Origin of the sequence: Bacillus sp. COPE52 (assembly GCF_003355115.1) — a bacterium.
GTDB classification, from domain to species: domain Bacteria; phylum Bacillota; class Bacilli; order Bacillales; family Bacillaceae_G; genus Bacillus_A; species Bacillus_A toyonensis.
This window is the reverse complement of record NZ_CP031292.1, coordinates 630,493-649,161: the sequence shown is the minus strand read 5'-3', so window position 1 is coordinate 649,161 and position 18,669 is coordinate 630,493. Positions and strand designations below refer to the sequence as shown.

Genomic DNA, 18,669 nt, shown 5'->3' with positions numbered 1-18,669 from the left:
TTTTTCATATTCCGACATAAAAATTCGACAATTTAACATTTATTTCCTTCCTTATCCAAAAGAAAAAGCCTTGTGCGCTCCCTAGACGCACAAGGCTTACTATTTTATATCCCTTTAATTAGCTTGATCTAAATTATCCTGCGAACTTCCATCTTCTTTTAAATGACTATGTTTTTTCGAATAAACAAAGTATACAACTACTCCGATTGCTAACCAAACACCGAAGTATATCCATGTTTTTAATGGTAAATTTACCATTAAGAATAGACAACATGCAACTGAAATAATCGGTAAGATCGGTACAAGTGGTACCATAAATCCACGTTGTAATTTCGGATGCGTTTTACGAAGAATGATAACAGTTACACCCACCATGGCGAATGTTAATAACGCTCCAATATTCGCTAAATTCGACAATTCTTTTAAATCGATAAATCCAGCAATTAAAGCACTACCAATTCCCGTTAACCACACTGAAAATGTTGGCGCTTCAGTCTTCTTGTTAATTTTCGCAAAAGATTTTGGTAATAAACCGTCACGGCTCATTGCGAAGAATACACGCGTTGTCGCATAAATGTAAGCGAAAATTACAGCCATAATACCGATTACAGCTCCAATAGCAATTACACCAGCCACTTTATCTTGTCCTACAACTTCTAACACATATGCCATAGCTTCAGGTACATCTAATTCCTTATAAGAAACCATACCTGTCATAACGAGACAAACTACAACATAAATGATTGTACAAATAACTAACGAGGCAATAATACCAATTGGTAGATCACGTTGCGGATTTTTTACTTCTTCAGCAGAAGTTGCTAATGCATCAAATCCTAAGAAAGCAAAGAATACTGCTGCTCCCCCTGCGAACACTCCACTTAAACCGTAAGGTGCAAATGGTATCCAGTTTTCTGGTTTCACGTAGAATACACCAACTGCAATGAATAAAACAACAATACCAATTTTAATTAATACCATTATGTTATTCACACGCTTACTTTCTTTCGTACCTCGTGATAATAACCAAGTTATCACTAACGTAACGATAACTGCTGGTAAGTTTACCATACCACCTTGCGCTGGAATCGTTAGCAATGCTTTTGGAATTTCAAGTCCCAATCCACTCACTAAGTTATGGAAATAACCCGTCCATCCACCAGCTACTGCGGCAGTCGTTACGACATATACGGATAACAATGTCCATCCCATTAAATGGGCAACAAACTCACCAATTGTTGCATACGAATATGTGTACACACTACCTGAAACAGGAAGTGTAGACGCAACTTCCGCATAACATAAAGCTGCAAATCCACAAACAATTGCTGCAATCATAAATGAAAAAATAACCGCCGGACCAGCATCTCTTGCTGCTACTAATCCAGTTAATACTAGAACTCCTGTACCAATTATCGCACCAATCCCTAGCATTGTTAGGTCAAATGCCCCTAGCGTTTTCGTTAAAGTTTTACTTTTACTTTCCCCTAACAATTGCGTAACGGATTTCTTTTTAAATAGGTTGGCCACGATGAATGCCCCCTTTTGCCAAGAAGAGCTAAGAGGTATTATCTCTTAGCTCTTATCATGTTGTTTTATATATTGTTCGATTTTGTTTTGTATAATGCTTCTATTAGCAAGATACTGTTTCTGCTTCTAATAATTCTTTAGCACCTTTGTACTCTACACCGTGAGCTTCTGCAACAGCTTCAAATGTTACATAGCCATCCAATGTGTTAATACCTTTTAATAATGCAGTGTTGCCTAGGCAAGCAGCTTTGTAGCCTTTGTTAGCAATTTGTACTGCATATGGTACTGTTACGTTTGTTAATGCAAGAGTTGATGTACGTGGAACCGCACCTGGCATGTTTGCAACTGCATAATGAACAACACCGTGTTTTTCGTAAGTTGGGTTATCATGAGTTGTAATACGGTCAGTTGTTTCGAAAATACCACCTTGGTCAATCGCGATATCTACAACAACAGAACCTGGTTCCATTGATTGAATCATTTCTTCTGTTACAAGTTTTGGCGCTTTTGCACCTGGGATTAATACTGCACCAATTACAAGATCAGACTCTTTTACAGCTTCTGCAATATTGTAAGGATTAGACATTAAAGTTTTTACTTGGTTTCCGAAAATGTCATCTAATTGACGAAGACGTTCTGCACTTAAGTCGATGATTGTTACATCCGCACCTAGTCCAACTGCAATTTTAGCAGCATTTGTACCAGCTTGTCCACCACCGATAATTGTTACTTTACCACGTTTAACCCCTGGAACACCTGCAAGTAAGATACCTTTACCGCCTTTGTTTTTCTCAAGGAACTGTGCACCAATTTGTGCAGCCATACGACCAGCTACTTCACTCATAGGTGCAAGTAATGGTAATGAACGGTTTTCTAATTGTACTGTTTCGTACGCAATAGCTACTACTTTCTTCTCGATTAAAGCTTTTGTTAATTCTGGTTCTGGAGCTAAGTGTAAGTATGTGAATAAGATTAAACCTTCACTGAAGTGTTTGTATTCGCTTTCAATTGGTTCCTTAACTTTCATAACCATTTCCATGTTCCAAGCTTCTTCAGCTGTATCAACAATTTTTGCTCCCGCTTCAACATACTGAGCATCTGTGAAACCAGATCCTAAACCTGCACCCTTTTGAATAAATACTTCGTGATTGTTACGAATTAAATGTACAACACCAGCTGGTGTCATTGCCACACGGTTTTCGTTGTTTTTAATTTCTGCTGGTACCCCAATACGCATAATGAAATGCCCCCTTATAATTAACAGAAAAAAGAAAGTCTTTTTTCTTTTTGTAATAATTAATAACTTATGTCCTTATTCTAGCATAACTTAAAAGTTATGAAAACGCTAACATATCATTTTTCTAAAGTTTATATATTTAGAATAGTGTAAATATATAAAACATTGATTCTATTAGGAAGTTCGTTCTATTTCATTATCTATTACTCTATTTTTATTATATCCCTTCAAAATAAGCAGTAATCATTTATTATTTGACAATAATATAACAATGTAAAAACTCCAAATGAAGACGTATACATATACAGTTATTACTTTACACAATACTTTAGAAATATATTCTTTTTACAAAAAAAACAGCTGCTGGCATTTAGCCAGCAGCTGGATAACTTATAAATAACTTTGAAAACAAATCATCTGTTGTTTCAGTAATTTTATCAAACAGATCACTTTCTTCCGCTTCTTGCTCTTTTAACTCCTTAATTGTTTCACGTGCATCTTCAGGATAATCGGTAATGATACCATCTACGTTTAACTTATAATATGCCTTTAAACTCTCCATATCATTTACTGTCCATACGTAAATTGGCTTATTTAACTTCCTTGCTTCTTTTACTAATTTCTTATTTAACATGTATTCTTCTGCTACATAAAAGTCAGCTTTTACATTCTTTAAGTTAGCTCTACTTGCATACAGTATATATCCTACTTTTATATCTGAATTTGCACGCTTAAACTCTTTAATGAGTGGATAGTGTAACGTTTGAATTACACATTGCTTCTCAAATTCATTATCTTTAATCGCTTTTAATACTTTATTTACAAAGTCTTTTTCGCCCCCATGAAGCTTCACTTCAATATTGAGTTTGATTTTCCCCTTTGCAAGCTTAATGATTTCATCAAGTGTACTTATTTGTCCTGAAAATCCATCTTGACTAAGAGTAAGCTGTCTTAATTCATCCATCGTTAAATCTGACACATGCACATTGGCATTTGCAAGACGTTTTAACTTCAAGTCATGTATAACCGCTAGCTCACCGTCTTTCGTTTGTAATACATCTATTTCAGCGTAGTCTGCTTTTGCATCAATAGCACCTTGCACAGCTTCTTTCGTATTTTCTACCCCTTTTGATATATATCCGCGGTGCGCCATAATAATCGGTTCTTTATACGAATTTGAAATAAACGTTACAATGAAGGCAACGACCATTCCGGCCGTAATAATCCCTACAATATATACACTAATAAATTTCCAGCGATGTTTTTGAAAGAAACATTTATCCGCTTTCGTTTTCGAATAATCTAATCCTTCTTCTAATAAAACATCTTCAACCGGAACCTTTTGTAAGTACAATCTTGTTATAGCCATAATATAAAATGGTGTAACGATAAAGCTAAATAAATACAATGTACTTGTTAGGAATACAGAAATCGTTGATTCAGCTAATAAAGCAAATGTTCCTTCTGGGTTTGTAAATTCATACACACCCCATAGACACAATAAATATATTCCAAAAAACACAATATAAACAATTCCTATTGAAATAAAAAACCCTACTAAAAAGAATAGTACTTTAAAAAAGCTTTCTTTTACTAAAGCTGCACTTTTGCGTGCTGCTGTGCGAAACGGCTTTTGTTCTAAAACGACAATAGGTAGAACGAAAATCCAGCGAAGGTTCAAATACGCAACTACGGCAAAGAACGTGTAATAACCTACTTGTCCCATCGTCGTCTTAAACAGTTCTCCTGTAATAAAATTAGGAATTTGAATTTGCGGAATTAATGCCGTTTCATATCCCATATTTAAAAGAGGTAACAATACGACAGCATATAAAATAAATCCCGGTAAGCAATATGTGAAAAGCGTAGGTAAGTACGTTACTGTTTTATATAAAATCGGACGTAATTTCACCTTTTGTCTTTTATGAGCGAAATACGAAATAATAATAAGCACCGCAAATTCCGTAAAGATAAGAAACAGTGCTAACAATGATAAAATTACGATTGCCAAAATGCCGTATGGTGTTTTCAAAAATGCCAATAATTCATCATTTGTCGCATTTGCGTAACCACCAAAATACAATAATTTATTAAAAATGATCCCAAACAGTGGAACAAATACAATCGCTGCTAACAATTTATAAGCAAGTTGAAAGGTTAATACATTCCAAAAAGCAAATTTTACTGTTTGAAAGGAATGGCTCATTACTCCTGGTATAGATAGTCTTTTACGGTGTTGCATATATTCCTCCACATTCTAAAACGATATTTGAGATGGATTCCACATTTCCATTTCTAATCCATCTTTTTAATAATAATATATTCCGCTTAACATGAACACTCTTATACATATAATGAAAAAAGTGATGGCTACTTCCCATCACTTTTTTCATCTACTCTATTTTTTCTCTAATCCTTGCCCAAATGCTTTCAAAAAGCTAAAACCGAATGTGATTGCTCTATTGATATCTGGATCTTTTAATACTTTAAAGAAATCCATCACTTTTGTTTTTTTACCACTATTTAATTCATCTGTTGCAAATTGCAATCCAGTAACTAAGCTCGATGTGATTTGTTTTGTTACCTCTGGGTCAACTGAAGATAAAGCCTCTCCTGCCCCCATCATATTGTTCAGTGCATTTTTCACTGGTTCACGATTTAATTGCTCAACAGCAATTTTCGAAACATCTTCTTTCGCAGCAAGTAAACTAATCGCCGCATCTAAAATACCAGCTTTCTGTAATTGCGCTAGTAATTGCATCGTTTCCTCAACTGCTTCACGGTTATTCGCTAATTCCGTGAACAGTTCCTCTGCTAATTGCTGTTTCTTCTCTTCTTCTGTTACAACTTTCTTTTTAATTAACGTAATTTCTTTTGCCACTATCTCCGCCCCCTAGTCCACCAGTGATACGTATTGTTTTCTTTGCCATTTTTGCTGAATTTCAACACCATTTTGTGGATGGCGTTTTTTATCTCGTGGGTTTGAAGATGGTAATGGACGATTTCCTTTTTCACGTAATACGCGCAGTTTCACCATCGTTTGTTTATAAGCTGGTGTACACGTATAAATGTCTGTCGCTGTTCCTGTTAAAATATTAATAGCCTCTTCATTTACTGTCGCATGCATTGGTAAATATAACTCATTTCCCGTTACACGGTCTGTAACAAGTGCTTGTACTTTAATCTTACCAAACGGCGATGCTAATTCTACAAGACCACCATCTTTCACATTACGCTCTTTAGCAAGTTCAGGTGAAATTTCAACGAATACTTCAGATACTTTAGATAAAATACCAGCCGACTTATTCGTCATATTCCCTTCATGGAAATGCTCTAGCATACGACCATTATTTAATAGTAAATCATACTCATCCGGCGCCACAACTGGTGGTACCCATTCATCTAATGATAAACGAGCAAGTTTATCTGGGAAGTTAAATCCATCTACATATAATAGCGGTGTATCGCTACCATCATGGCTACCCCAACATAAACTATTCCATCCTTCTAAACGATCATATGTTGCCTGAGAATATAACGGTGCAAGCGATGCTATTTCATCCATAATCTCACTTGGGTTTTCATAATTCCAATCTCCGCCTAGTGCACGAGCTACTTTTTGTAAAATCCACCAGTCTGGTTTTGAATCACCAAGCGGCTTCAATACTTCATATAATCTTTGAATACGACGTTCTGTATTCGTAAACGTCCCTTCTTTTTCTAAGCTCGGTGCTGCCGGTAAAATAACATCAGCAAAACGAGCTGTTTTTGATAAGAACATATCTTGAACAACAAGGAAATCTAAATTCGCTAAAATATGTTGCACATGGTTCGCATTTGAATCTACTAAAGCCATTTCTTCACCCATAACATACATACCGCGCAGTTTTCCTTCTTCCGCCGCAAGTAACATTGCAATATTATTTAATCCTGGCTCTTTCGGAATCGTCGTACCGTACGCTTTTTCAAATTTAGCACGGAGCGTATCATCAGATACCGCTTGATAACCTGGAAGCCAATTCGGTAAGGTCGCCATATCACAAGCGCCTTGCACGTTATTATGTCCTCTTAATGGGTATGCACCTGCACCGGGACGACGGTAGTTACCCGTAACAAGTAATAAATTTGAAATTGCAGCTGAAGTTGTACTACCTCCTGTATTTTGAGTTACACCCATTCCCCAAAGTACGCAAGTACCATCTGCTTCATATACCATACGAGCCATTGCTTTCAGGTTTTCTTTAGAAATCCCCGTAATTTCTTCTGTGTAATCAAGCGAATACTTTTCTAACATTTTGCTATATTCATCAAAGTTCTTTACATTTTCAGCTAAGAATTTTTTATCATGCCAGTCTTGATCGATAATATATTTCGTAATACCAGCAAGCCATACATAATCAGTTCCTTGACTCGGATGAACAAATATATCCGCACGCTCAGCCATTTCATGTTTACGAAGGTCTGCTACAATTAATTTTTGTTCGTGTAATTTATGAGCACGTTTCACACGCGTCGCAAGTACAGGATGTCCCTCTGTTGGATTCGCACCAACGATAATAACAAGACCTGCTTCAGCGATATCTTTCACTGTTCCAGCATCCCCACCCATACCGACAGTTTTAAATAAGCCGTCTGTTGCTGGAGATTGACAATAACGGGAACAGTTATCTACATTATTTGTTCCATATATTTGACGAGCTAGTTTTTGCATAAGATAATTCTCTTCATTCGTTACTTTCGAAGAAGAAATAAACCCAAATGCATCGCTGCCGTATTCTGATTTAATATGCTGCATGTTAGATGCAACAACTTCAAGAGCTTCTTCCCAAGAAGCTTCAACAAACATATCTCCTTGGCGAATTAATGGCTTTGTAATGCGATCTTCACTATTTACAAAGTCCCATCCAAATTTACCTTTTACACATGTAGAGATACCATTAACCGGTGCATCTGAAACAGGTTGTACTTTTAAAATATGACGGTCTTTCGTCCACACTTCAAACGAGCAACCGACACCGCAAAATGTACAAACTGTTTTCGTTTTTTTAACCTTCGTCTTGCGCATCGCAGATTCCACTTCTGAAACTGCTAAAATACTGCTATATCCTGGCTCTACATCTTTTACAAAATCAATCATCGGATCTAACACATCTGGTTTTAATCCTGTCATAAACCCAGCTTCACCTAGCATTGTTTTTTCCATTAACGCATTACATGGACAAACTGTTACACATTGCCCACAACTCACACAAGACGAGTCATTTATACTTACACCATTGTCCCAAATAACACGCGGGCGGTCTAAATTCCAATCTATCGATATAGTTTCATTGACCTGTAAGTTTTGACATACTTCTACACACTGTCCACAAGCAATACATTGATTTGGATCATACCGGTAAAACGGATGTGACATGTCCACTTCACACGCACTTACTTTCGGTTCATACGGGTATTTCTGTTCTTCAATTTCCATCATATGCACTGTATTATGCACTTTACAGTTACCATTATTGTTATCACAAACAGTACAATACAATAAATGGTTCTCTAATATTCGATCCATCGCCTCAGTCTGCGCCTCTTTTGCGCGCTGCGACTGTCTTTCAATATGCATACCGTTCTCTATTTGCGTTGAACAAGCACGCATTAACTTCCCATCTACTTCTACAATACATGTATCACAAGTTTGAATTGGATCTACTTCTGGTACATGACAAATTTGAGGATGTTCCAAGTTACTCTCGTTAAATAATTGTAGTATCGTCTTTTCACCTGATGCAGCAAATTCTTTACCATCAACGGTTACACGGACTGTCTGTTCTGCCATAGTTTCCCCACTCCTTACAACCAACTGTACAACACGTTTATGAATCCGTTTTCAAAAAAACGAGTTACTGTACATATTTTTGAAACGCTCTGCTGAAATCCTTTTCTTATGAAGTCGATTCTTGATGTTATAAGGTATAACTACGAAAGCTTGAAAATGTCACTATTCTACAGTTCTATTATATCGTACATATACAATAATAACCAAAATAATCTGTGATTTCCCTGCTAATAGGTGTTTTTATTTTTTCAATGTTTTATGATAAATGTGGGAGAAAAATACATATAAAAGGGGAATTTAATATGGAGTTTACGCAAGAGACATATACGATTGTACGCTATCAATCTGGCTCATTTTCAAAACAAGTTGATGAGATTGTTACAGAATCTCCTATTACTATTAAATTAAATGGTGAAGAATACGTAACAGTTGTATGCACACCAAATTACATTGAAGATATGGTAGTTGGTTTTTTAATTTCTGAAGGAATTATTTCTTCCTATAAAGATGTTGAAGAAATATGGGTTCAAGAAGAGAACGGAATTGTCCATGTAAAATCATCAAAAGTGAATCCACTCTATCAAACTTTATATAACAAACGATACATCACTTCTTGCTGCGGAAAAGGTAGACAAGGTTTTATTTTCGTAAACGACGCCGCAAAAGCAAAAGATTTACATGATATACATGTAAAAATTACTCCTGAAGAATGCTTTTACTTAATGAATGCCTTACAACAATCTTCCACTACATTTCGCCAAACCGGCGGTGTTCACAATACTGCGCTATGTGATCGAAACAATATCCTTATATCAAGAATGGATATCGGAAGACATAACGCATTAGATAAAATATACGGCTATTGTTTACGTAATGATATATCTGTTAAAGGAAAAATTATCGCATTTAGCGGACGTATTTCATCTGAAATTTTACTCAAAGTTTCAAAAATCGGCTGTGAAATTGTTCTATCTAAATCCGCTCCAACAAAACTAGCCTTGCAACTTGCTCATGACTTAGGCATTACAGTCGTAGGATTTATTAGAAATGACTCTTGTAATATTTACACACATCCAAAACGAATTGATGGCTATCAATTGAATGTTTAAAAAATAACTCCTCGATCGAGGAGTTATTTTAGTTATAAAAATGTAATATATTAAAGACTTGAATAGTTAATAAAGTTAATATATAATTTCATTACACAATTAAATCAAAACATTGTAGCATATATCTTTTCATTCTTTTACAAATTAAAAGAGACTGCTAAAAAACGCATACTCAATCTTATAAAAGTAATGGATTTATTTGAAATCCACCAAGGAGGTTACAACTATGGAAATTCGCTTATTAACAACAGAGGACGCAGAAATATATTTAAAAGTTTGTATGGAAGGTTTAACGAAGAACCCGGAAGCTTTTAGCTCTTCTTATGAAGATGTTCTTAAACATGAAAATCCTGTAGCTGCTATGGCAAAAAGATTAAGCAATCCGGATAAGTATACTCTAGGTGTCTTCAACGATAACGATTTGATTGGTATTGCTACTTTAGAAACAAAACCATTCATTAAACAAGAACATAAAGCAAAAATCGGCTCCGTTTTTGTTTCCCCAAAAGCACGTGGCCTTGGGGCAGGACGAGCTCTAATTAAAGCCATTATTGAAAATGCCGATAAATTACATGTAGAACAACTTATGCTCGATGTTGTAGCTGGTAACGATGCCGCAAAAAAACTATATGAGTCATTAGGTTTCCAAACTTACGGCGTGCAAGAACGTTCATTAAAGCACAACGGTCAATATTGGGACGAAGAACATATGGTTTTATTCTTAAATGATTAATACTTCAATATAAAATGAAACTTTAATTGGTGTGGGGGGGTCTATCCCCACTGATTATTAATCCACAAATAGCGGGATAGTTTTCTAAAAGCATCTTCTTATTAAGAAAGATGCTTTTTTCATTACAACAATGTAATCTTCATGTCACCTTTATCGATCGTACCAATCCTTTCCATTCACTATACTAAAAATATAAAATGAACGAACAGCATTCAATTGATATGTAGAGGAGAATGTGACATGAAACAAAAAAAACGAGCTATCTTTTTAATATGTGCTACAGCAATGATAACTTCTGGATTAGCAATTTTACCTTGGTTTATTATATAAAAATATGCCTCTTGATAAAGTAGAACTTTAATCCAGAAGGTCATTCCCCCACTAGTTATTACTCCACACCAATCGGATAAAATAAAAAAAGCTGATTGCTTGTTAACAAGTAATCAGCTTTTATATATTATAAAATTCCCAAAATTTTATTTACGCAACTTATAATAATAATCATAGATACGGCAACACACATTACAACCGTATTACGATCTTGCTTTTCTTTTTTTGAAACTTCTTCTTTTGGATTCATGTGTATTATCTCCTTTTAAAAAAAGTGTGAGATAGGAAATTTTTCTTATCCGATGCGAGGTGAATACGAAAACCCTCTCTATCTCACATACACAATAGAATGGAATTGTCATTTTATAAATAAAATGACATGACGTTATGTCGCAACATAGGGTATTTGTGTCGCTACGTTTTCTATTATAAATAATAGTTGTGCAAAACTAGTGCATTTTTTATGTCAATTGCCCTGAGCGAAAAAATCAGCCATCCATTCAATCACATAAAAAGAGTTTTTTATTATTTTCATGTAAACTATACAAGTAGAATGAATAGTTTGGGGTGCACAAGATTATGGTAAAAATTTTATTAGTAGACGATGAAGAACGTATGTTACGATTGCTAGATCTTTTCTTAAGCCCTCGCGGCTATTTTTGTATGAAAGCTAAATCTGGCCTTGAAGCGCTGGAATTAATCGAGCAAAAAAAATTCGATATTATTTTATTAGATGTTATGATGCCAAATATGGACGGATGGGATACTTGCTATCAAATCCGTCAAATTTCCAACGTTCCAATCATTATGCTAACAGCTCGTAATCAAAATTACGATATGGTTAAAGGCCTTACTATGGGAGCAGACGACTATATCACAAAACCATTTGATGAGCATGTATTAGTCGCACGAATTGAAGCTATATTACGCCGGACAAAGAAAGATGGCTTTGTTAGCTTCAATGGTATTGAGTGGGATAAAACGAAACATACTGTCACAGTGTATGACGAAAAAATCTCACTAACTCCTATCGAATTTTCATTACTTGGACTGTTTTTACAAAATACAAACCGTGCTTACAGCCGAGATGATTTAATCGAAAAAATTTGGGGCTATGAAACAGACATCGAATATAGAACGATTGATTCGCATATTCGCAATATCCGTGATAAATTACGTAAAAAAGGATTTCCAGTCGAGGATTATTTAGAAACCGTTTATAAAGTCGGATATAAATGGAAAAGTGAATAATTACTTAGGTCAGTGGAAATATCATACCACTGACCCTTTATTATGAATAAGGTATGGTGGGAAAATGAGTAAACTTTCACTTAAAATTGGGACATACTTTTTAATATTAGCTTTATGTATTGAAACAATTGCTTTCGTATCCTTTTACAAAAGTATTTCAAAAATGCGGATTACAGAAGAAACAGGTGCTCTATTAGAAAAAGGCAATCGGTATCGTGACAAAATTGTAAACCGCGCAAAATGGAATGAATATTCTAAACAAAAACCAAACACCGAACGACCTAAACGCCCTTGGTATCAAGAGTTCACTATCGAGCATGCAGCTGAAGAATTAATTGGCTCAGAATTAATTGCTAACACCGATACCACTATCATTATAACTGACAAGAACGGCAAAATCATTTCCACCTCAGAACCCGTAACAAAGGAAATGCAAAAACAACTTATTTGCAAAACGAAAAATATCCCCCAAAACGGGGTGATCGTAGAAAAAAATTGGAAAAAATCGAAATTCATCTCAACAGTAAGCCCACTTGAAATAACTGGATTTCAAGGTAACTTACATATGTTATTAAAGACATCTTTTTTAGAAAATATGTTAATTAAACTCATGGACCAATTTCTTATCATCAGTATTTTAACAATTATTTTAACAACGATTTCTGTCTTTGTTTTTTCTCGAGTTATTACAGAGCCGCTTATAAAAATGAAAAGAGCGACCGAAAAAATTTCAAAATTAAATAAGCCAATTCAATTAGGAATTAAACGAAATGATGAACTTGGAAGTTTAGCAAAAACGATTGAAGATTTATCGAGTGAACTTACGTATATGAAAAAAGAACGAAATGAATTTCTCGCTAGTGTTGCTCACGAATTATTAACTCCATTAACCTATATGAAAGGTTATGCAAAGGTAGCAAAGAGAGACTCTTTAACGAAAGAAGAACGCGAAGAATATTTACAAATCATTGAGGACGAAACGGATAGTGTAACCGATCTCGTACAAGATTTATTTATGCTTGTACAATTAGAACAACACCAATTTGTTATTAAAAAACAAACGATGCTTCTTCAACCATTTTTAGAAAGAATGGTTGAAAAAACAAAAACAACATTAACGAACAAACAAATGCAACTTCATGTATATTGTAAAAACGATTTAGAAGTTTGCATAGACGAAAGACGCATGGAACAAGTTATGTTAAATTTATTGCATAATGCTTATCAGCATTCACCAGAAAACACTACTATAACAATACGTGTACTAACGGAAGCAGATTATTTTACAATAAGTGTACAAGATGAAGGTGAAGGTATTCCAAAAGAAGATATCCCGCATATTTTCGATCGCTTTTACCGTGTTGATAAATCCAGAACGAGGGCTACTGGAGGAAAAGGTATCGGACTGGCTGTTGCAAAGGAAATTGTAGAATTGCATAAAGGTTCCATTCTAGTAACAAGCCAATTAGGAGTGGGAACAAACTTTATAATCGAGATTCCTTTTGAATAAGATGCGTGTGAAAACACCAGTAGTAGTAAACACTACTGGTGTTATTTTGTTCATAAAATCTGCCCTTATAAGCTAAGCTTTTGAAATTATTCTTATTTCAATATAAAATAAAGGTACATTTGTCAAAGATCTGGAGGGTGATATAATTGGATATCCATGTATTAACAAAAGACGAAGCAGAAATTTACTTAGAACTTCGCGTAGAAGGATTAAAGCAAAACCCTGAGGCTTTCAGCTCTTCTTATGAAGATATTATTAATAAAGAGTGTGCTATTGAATATAAAGCACAAAAATTAGCACAAGACGAAAACTATACACTAGGTGCATTTAAAAACGGCAAATTAATCGGAGTTGCTACACTGGAAACGAAACCATATGTAAAACAAGAACATAAAGCAAAAATTGGTTCCGTATATGTGTCTCCAAAAGCACGCGGACTTGGAGCAGGAAAAGCACTTATTAAAGAATGTCTTGAGCTTGCTAAATCTTTAGACGTAGAACAAGTTATGCTTGATGTTGTTGTCGGAAACGATGGTGCGAAGAAACTTTATGAGTCATTAGGCTTTAAAACGTTTGGTGTACAAGAACGTTCACTGAAATATAACGGACAATATTGGGATGAAGAGCATATGGTCTTATTCCTAGATGAAAATAAATAATAAAAAACATCCTCTCATATATGAGGATGTTTTTTTACTTTTTTATAAACCATGCCTTATTTAATAATTGAATCGCTTTCGCAATTTCTTCTTCTGATAAAATCGCAAATCCAAGTAGTACTATATTTTCAGGTGCAGTACCGTCTTTATAGTACGTAGACACAGGGTATATTTTGATACTATGTTTCGCAGCTTCTTTAATTAATTCTTCTTCCCGCATTCCATTATGCACCTTTAATAAAATGTGCAATCCTGAATCTTCTCCTATCACTTCAACACGATTTGAGAAGTACTTTTCTAGTTCAAAAACAAGTCGATCTCTCTTCTTTCGATAGACGACACGCATTTTATGAATATGTTTTTCCCAATATCCTTCATTTAAAAACCTTCTAATCACTTCTTGATCCATTCTTGAAACACTTTGTGTATAAAATAAATATTGTTGCTGATACTTTTTAATCAATTTCTTTGGTAACACCATATAGCTCATCCGTAATGATGGCAACAATGCTTTCGATAGCGTCCCCATATAAATAACTTTCCCGTCTGTATCTAACCCTTGCAGTGCCGGTATAGGTTTTCCCGAATAGCGAAATTCACTATCGTAATCATCTTCAATAATATACCTACCTTCTTCTTTCTTCGCCCATTGTAAAAGCTGCATCCTTCTCGTGATAGGCATAATCATTCCGCATGGAAACTGATGAGAAGGAGTAACAAATACAACGTTCGCATCGCTATTCTCTAAATCTACAATACAAATTCCCTCTCTATCCAAAGATAACATTTGAACTCTTTTTTCTCCCTGTTCAAAAACAACCATTTTTCTATGATATCCTGGGTTTTCAACTGCATAATTACTTCCCTTTAATAATTGAAACAGTAATTTCACTAATATTTGTGTTCCCGCTCCTAATACGATTTGACTAGCTGCACAACGCACACCTCTAGATTCATACAAATAGTTCGCAATTTCTTCTCTTAAGCTCCATTCTCCTTGTGGGTGACCAAGAAAGAGCAACTCATTATTATGAGGCTGCCATACGTCATTTATAATTTTCCGATACATATTGAACGGAAAAGCATTTGTATCGACTCCTGTTTGTGTGAAATCAAATTTATAATCCCTCTCCTGAAAGGGTACTTCTTCTATTCTCTCTTCGTTTTCTTCTACATGAACCATTTGCTCAATCTTACATACAAAATAACCTTTTCTCGAAATTGATTCAATATAACCTTCTGCAAGTAATTGCTCGTAAGCTGCCTCTACTGTATTTTTACTTACTTGTAAATGTGTTGCTAACTTTCGCTTAGCCGGTAACTTCGTAAAAGATAGAATCGTTCCATTTTTAATTTCTTTTTTTATATACTCGTACAACTGCACATACAATGCCTTCTTACCATTCATATTTAAATTAGGCGTTAATTCTAACATAATATCTGACCCCTTAATAAAACTAAAACCTGATACTTCTTACAGTACCAGATTTTATATATAATTCCTTTTATCATGTCACACATAAAAAATCAAATACTAAAGAGGAGATGCATGATCATGAACAAAAGTAGACGTATTGGACTCATTATGATTATTACAGGAGCCACATTATGGGGATTATCTGGACCGATGATTCAATGGCTATTTCAACATACGAACGTATCATCAATTGATTTTTTAACAATTCGCTTGTTGCTTGCAGGAGTATTTATTTTGTCTATCCTACTAATAAAGAAACAAAACATATTTCAAATTTGGAAACATCCTAGACATTCTATACAGCTTATTATTTTCTCTATTCTTGGCATGCTCGGTGCGCAATATGCCTTTATCGAAACAGTTCATATTAGTAATGCTGTCACAGCAACACTCTTTCAATTTCTAGGCCCTGTTCTTATTACAATGTATGTTGCATTTCAGCAAAGAAAATTCCCTACTTCTATGCAACTACTTGCAATTATAACTGCGCTAACAGGAACATACTTTATTATTACAAATGGCTCAATCGAAAATATTGTTTTATCCAAAGCAGCCATTATTTTCGGACTATTAACGGCAATTGGATTTGCATTTTATACCCTTCATCCAGCTTCTCTCATTAAAGAATGCGGAACAACTGTAGTAATTGGGTGGGGGATGTTAATCGGAGGAATTGCACTGCTTATTTATAATCGTTCATTTGGGTGGAATCAATTTTCACAAACTCTTACACTAAAAACTTTTTCTATGCTTATTCTTATCATTATTAGTGGGACCCTTTCTTTCCTTCTTTATATTGGTAGTCTTAAATATTTAGCAGCAACAGAAACAAGTATTTTATCTAGTATTGAACCACTTGTAGCAGCCATCGTTTCAATCACTTGGCTAAATGAATCGTTTGGATCATATCAATTATTAGGCGGCGTATGTATCGTTCTGTCTGTTATTTTTTTGACGATGCCTCAAAAAGAGACCGAGCCAACCTACACAACTGAACAAATATAAAAAAATGTCAAAAGAGGTCGTACAAAACTTACGACCTCTTTTTATACTTTAAAGGAATTGTCCCGCTATCTAGCAAATACAATTACACTAACAATAATAATTAGGAGCGTGGCACCATGAAAAAAATCGGAACTATGCTACTTTTCTCCTTTCTCATCACTGGATGCACACAGGCCCAACCTGATTCAAAAGCACTAAAAAAAGAAGCCATAGTAATATCATCATCTCAGGTTAACGCCCCTTCCTTTTTTCATCTTAGTGTTTTAAAAGATGTAAATTGGGAAGAAGCGCCCTCCTTCGTAGACGGAAAGATACCTTTAAAGGGGATTGAAAGAAGAATTGCAATTGCTGATACACCTATTGTCGCAAATGAACAAAATGAAATTATGTGGTACTTTCTAGACCCTGAAATACCAACTGGAAATTTATCTATTATCGCGCTAAAACAAGGATCTGTAACTCCAACACCAATACTCTATCAACAAGAAACTTCCAAACAAACTTGGACTACTTCAAATACAATCGATTCTACTACAAACGAACTCCCTCTCACTATATCGCTACCTTCATCCGGATTATGGGTATTAAATATATATGTGAATGAAAAATATTATGATCAATTTGTAATCACTGTTGAGTAAGTTGTCAAAACTAATCTACTTCCTTGCATCCACTGAATTTTGGGCGGGATAAATAATGCGGGAGCACGAATAACTCTACACTTCTTCATTATTTTGATTTCTTACCTCAAAAAAGCAGTGCCTCGAAGGCACTGCTTTTTACTATTTATAACTTGGCATTTTCGTAATTTGTGCCACACCTGAATCTATGGCTGCTTTCGCTACTGCTTCTGCAACATTCGGAACAACTCTTTTATCTAATGGATTTGGAATTACATAGTTTGCACTACGCTCTTCGTCCGTAATTATGTTAGCGATCCCATATGCTGCCGCTAATTTCATCTCTTCTGTAATATCAGTCGCGCGTACATCTAAAGCACCACGGAATATACCAGGGAACGCTAATACATTATTTACTTGATTTGAATAATCAGAACGACCAGTTCCAACTACAGCAGCTCCAGCTTCTAATGCATCTTCTGGGAATATTTCTGGAATTGGATTTGCCATTGCAAACACAATCGCTTTCTCATTCATCGTCTTTACAAGTTCTTTCGTTAATACGTTAGGCGCAGATACGCCAATAAAGATATCAGCCTGATGAATCGCTTCTTTTAATGTTCCACGCACATATTCTCGATTTGTCTTCTTTGAAACTTCAATTTGCGCTTCGTTCATCCATGTTTCACCTTCACAAACAATACCTTCTAAGCTAACTAACGTAATGTGTTTTGCACCAGCTTTTAATAATAATTTTCCAATTGCAATTCCTGCCGAACCCGCACCGTTAATAACAATTTTCACATCATCCATTTGTTTACTTACAACTTTTAATGCATTAATAACAGCTGCTAAGACGACAATAGCTGTTCCATGTTGATCATCATGGAATACAGGGATATTCGTTTCTTCTTTTAATCGTTTTTCAATTTCAAAGCAACGTGGTGCTGCAATATCTTCTAAATTAATACCTGCAAATGTAGGTTCTAAATTTTTCACAAGGGTAACGATTTCATCCACATTCGTCGTCCCTAAACATAACGGGAAAGCATCTACATTCGCAAACTTTTTAAATAAAATACTTTTCCCTTCCATAACAGGCATAGCCGCTTTCGGTCCAATATTCCCTAAACCAAGTACTGCTGTTCCATCTGAAACAACTGCAACCATATTCCCTCTTGCTGTATAGTCATACGCTGTTTCTTCATCTGCTGCAATTGCTTTACAAGACTCCGCTACACCTGGTGTATAAGTCAGGCTTAAATCATCTGCTGTATTAACTTCTACCTTACTTGTAATCTCAATTTTCCCTACCAACTCTTTATGCAATAACAATGATCTTTCATTAATTTGATTTTCTAACATACTTATAATCTCC

The 18,669-nt window shown here is 35.1% G+C and carries 15 protein-coding genes; 7 read left to right on the top strand and 8 right to left on the bottom strand.

What is annotated here, in order from left to right; translation table 11 throughout:
* Positions 1-114 precede the first annotated feature (114 nt).
* From DPQ31_RS03185 to fdhF, 5 genes are all read right to left on the bottom strand, one after another.
* Positions 115-1,530, bottom strand: coding sequence for an amino acid permease (locus DPQ31_RS03185; protein ID WP_208731542.1), 1,416 nt, complete (start codon positions 1,528-1,530; stop codon positions 115-117).
* 103 nt (positions 1,531-1,633) lie between these two features.
* Complete coding sequence (gene ald / locus DPQ31_RS03180; RefSeq protein ID WP_208731541.1) at positions 1,634-2,767, bottom strand: alanine dehydrogenase; 1,134 nt, start codon at positions 2,765-2,767, stop codon at positions 1,634-1,636.
* A gap of 370 nt (positions 2,768-3,137) precedes the next feature.
* Positions 3,138-5,009 carry a glycerophosphoryl diester phosphodiesterase membrane domain-containing protein gene (locus tag DPQ31_RS03175; protein WP_087969864.1) on the bottom strand — a complete coding sequence of 624 codons (1,872 nt, stop codon included), beginning with the start codon at positions 5,007-5,009 and terminating at the stop codon, positions 3,138-3,140.
* Positions 5,010-5,165: 156 nt separating this feature from the next.
* The gene (locus tag DPQ31_RS03170; RefSeq protein ID WP_001040512.1) at positions 5,166-5,648 is read right to left on the bottom strand and encodes a helical membrane plugin domain-containing protein; all 483 of its coding nucleotides are present in this window, start codon (positions 5,646-5,648) and stop codon (positions 5,166-5,168) included.
* Between the two features lie 12 nt (positions 5,649-5,660).
* On the bottom strand, positions 5,661-8,597 hold the full coding sequence (gene fdhF, locus DPQ31_RS03165; RefSeq protein WP_208731540.1) for a formate dehydrogenase subunit alpha: 2,937 nt from the start codon (positions 8,595-8,597) through the stop codon (positions 5,661-5,663).
* A 302-nt stretch (positions 8,598-8,899) separates the two neighbouring features.
* On the opposite strand from fdhF, the gene fdhD reads away from it, so the two are divergent.
* The gene (gene fdhD / locus DPQ31_RS03160; RefSeq protein ID WP_208731539.1) at positions 8,900-9,706 is read left to right on the top strand and encodes a formate dehydrogenase accessory sulfurtransferase FdhD; all 807 of its coding nucleotides are present in this window, start codon (positions 8,900-8,902) and stop codon (positions 9,704-9,706) included.
* Between the two features lie 226 nt (positions 9,707-9,932).
* Entirely contained in the window at positions 9,933-10,439 is a 507-nt protein-coding gene (locus DPQ31_RS03155) for a GNAT family N-acetyltransferase (RefSeq protein ID WP_087949286.1), read from the top strand.
* A gap of 457 nt (positions 10,440-10,896) precedes the next feature.
* On the opposite strand, the gene DPQ31_RS29215 is transcribed toward DPQ31_RS03155, so the two are convergent.
* Entirely contained in the window at positions 10,897-11,019 is a 123-nt protein-coding gene (locus DPQ31_RS29215) for a hypothetical protein (RefSeq protein WP_001068395.1), read from the bottom strand.
* Positions 11,020-11,348: 329 nt separating this feature from the next.
* Here DPQ31_RS29215 and DPQ31_RS03150 point away from each other — a divergent pair, with 329 nt between their 5' ends.
* The 3 genes from DPQ31_RS03150 (at position 11,349) to DPQ31_RS03140 (ending at position 14,189) form a co-directional block, all read left to right on the top strand.
* The gene (locus tag DPQ31_RS03150) at positions 11,349-12,020 is read left to right on the top strand and encodes a response regulator transcription factor (protein ID WP_000238941.1); all 672 of its coding nucleotides are present in this window, start codon (positions 11,349-11,351) and stop codon (positions 12,018-12,020) included.
* A 64-nt stretch (positions 12,021-12,084) separates the two neighbouring features.
* Positions 12,085-13,530, top strand: coding sequence for a HAMP domain-containing sensor histidine kinase (locus DPQ31_RS03145; RefSeq protein ID WP_208731538.1), 1,446 nt, complete (start codon positions 12,085-12,087; stop codon positions 13,528-13,530).
* A 146-nt stretch (positions 13,531-13,676) separates the two neighbouring features.
* On the top strand, positions 13,677-14,189 hold the full coding sequence (locus DPQ31_RS03140) for a GNAT family N-acetyltransferase (protein ID WP_000351217.1): 513 nt from the start codon (positions 13,677-13,679) through the stop codon (positions 14,187-14,189).
* A gap of 34 nt (positions 14,190-14,223) precedes the next feature.
* Here DPQ31_RS03140 and DPQ31_RS03135 read toward each other — a convergent pair whose 3' ends face one another.
* Entirely contained in the window at positions 14,224-15,624 is a 1,401-nt protein-coding gene (locus tag DPQ31_RS03135) for a MocR-like pyridoxine biosynthesis transcription factor PdxR (RefSeq protein ID WP_199632426.1), read from the bottom strand.
* Between the two features lie 120 nt (positions 15,625-15,744).
* Between DPQ31_RS03135 and DPQ31_RS03130 the strand changes: the two genes are divergently transcribed.
* Both DPQ31_RS03130 and DPQ31_RS03125 read left to right on the top strand, forming a co-directional pair.
* The gene (locus DPQ31_RS03130) at positions 15,745-16,671 is read left to right on the top strand and encodes a DMT family transporter (RefSeq protein WP_097957600.1); all 927 of its coding nucleotides are present in this window, start codon (positions 15,745-15,747) and stop codon (positions 16,669-16,671) included.
* A gap of 116 nt (positions 16,672-16,787) precedes the next feature.
* A complete protein-coding gene (locus DPQ31_RS03125; RefSeq protein WP_000719665.1) occupies positions 16,788-17,312 on the top strand; it encodes a DUF4871 domain-containing protein in 525 nt (174 codons plus the stop codon).
* A gap of 141 nt (positions 17,313-17,453) precedes the next feature.
* Here DPQ31_RS03125 and DPQ31_RS03120 read toward each other — a convergent pair whose 3' ends face one another.
* On the bottom strand, positions 17,454-18,656 hold the full coding sequence (locus DPQ31_RS03120; protein WP_098711627.1) for an NAD(P)-dependent malic enzyme: 1,203 nt from the start codon (positions 18,654-18,656) through the stop codon (positions 17,454-17,456).
* Between the last annotated feature and the right edge of the window lie 13 nt (positions 18,657-18,669).

Coding starts and splice junctions, on each gene's coding strand:
- ald (WP_208731541.1), bottom strand. CDS start 2,767: ATGCGTATTGGGGTACCAGCAGAAATTAAAAACAACGAAAACCGTGTG.
- DPQ31_RS03175 (WP_087969864.1), bottom strand. CDS start 5,009: ATGCAACACCGTAAAAGACTATCTATACCAGGAGTAATGAGCCATTCC.
- fdhF (WP_208731540.1), bottom strand. CDS start 8,597: ATGGCAGAACAGACAGTCCGTGTAACCGTTGATGGTAAAGAATTTGCT.
- fdhD (WP_208731539.1), top strand. CDS start 8,900: ATGGAGTTTACGCAAGAGACATATACGATTGTACGCTATCAATCTGGC.
- DPQ31_RS03155 (WP_087949286.1), top strand. CDS start 9,933: ATGGAAATTCGCTTATTAACAACAGAGGACGCAGAAATATATTTAAAA.
- DPQ31_RS29215 (WP_001068395.1), bottom strand. CDS start 11,019: ATGAATCCAAAAGAAGAAGTTTCAAAAAAAGAAAAGCAAGATCGTAAT.
- DPQ31_RS03150 (WP_000238941.1), top strand. CDS start 11,349: ATGGTAAAAATTTTATTAGTAGACGATGAAGAACGTATGTTACGATTG.
- DPQ31_RS03145 (WP_208731538.1), top strand. CDS start 12,085: ATGAGTAAACTTTCACTTAAAATTGGGACATACTTTTTAATATTAGCT.
- DPQ31_RS03135 (WP_199632426.1), bottom strand. CDS start 15,624: ATGTTAGAATTAACGCCTAATTTAAATATGAATGGTAAGAAGGCATTG.
- DPQ31_RS03130 (WP_097957600.1), top strand. CDS start 15,745: ATGAACAAAAGTAGACGTATTGGACTCATTATGATTATTACAGGAGCC.
- DPQ31_RS03125 (WP_000719665.1), top strand. CDS start 16,788: ATGAAAAAAATCGGAACTATGCTACTTTTCTCCTTTCTCATCACTGGA.
- DPQ31_RS03120 (WP_098711627.1), bottom strand. CDS start 18,656: ATGTTAGAAAATCAAATTAATGAAAGATCATTGTTATTGCATAAAGAG.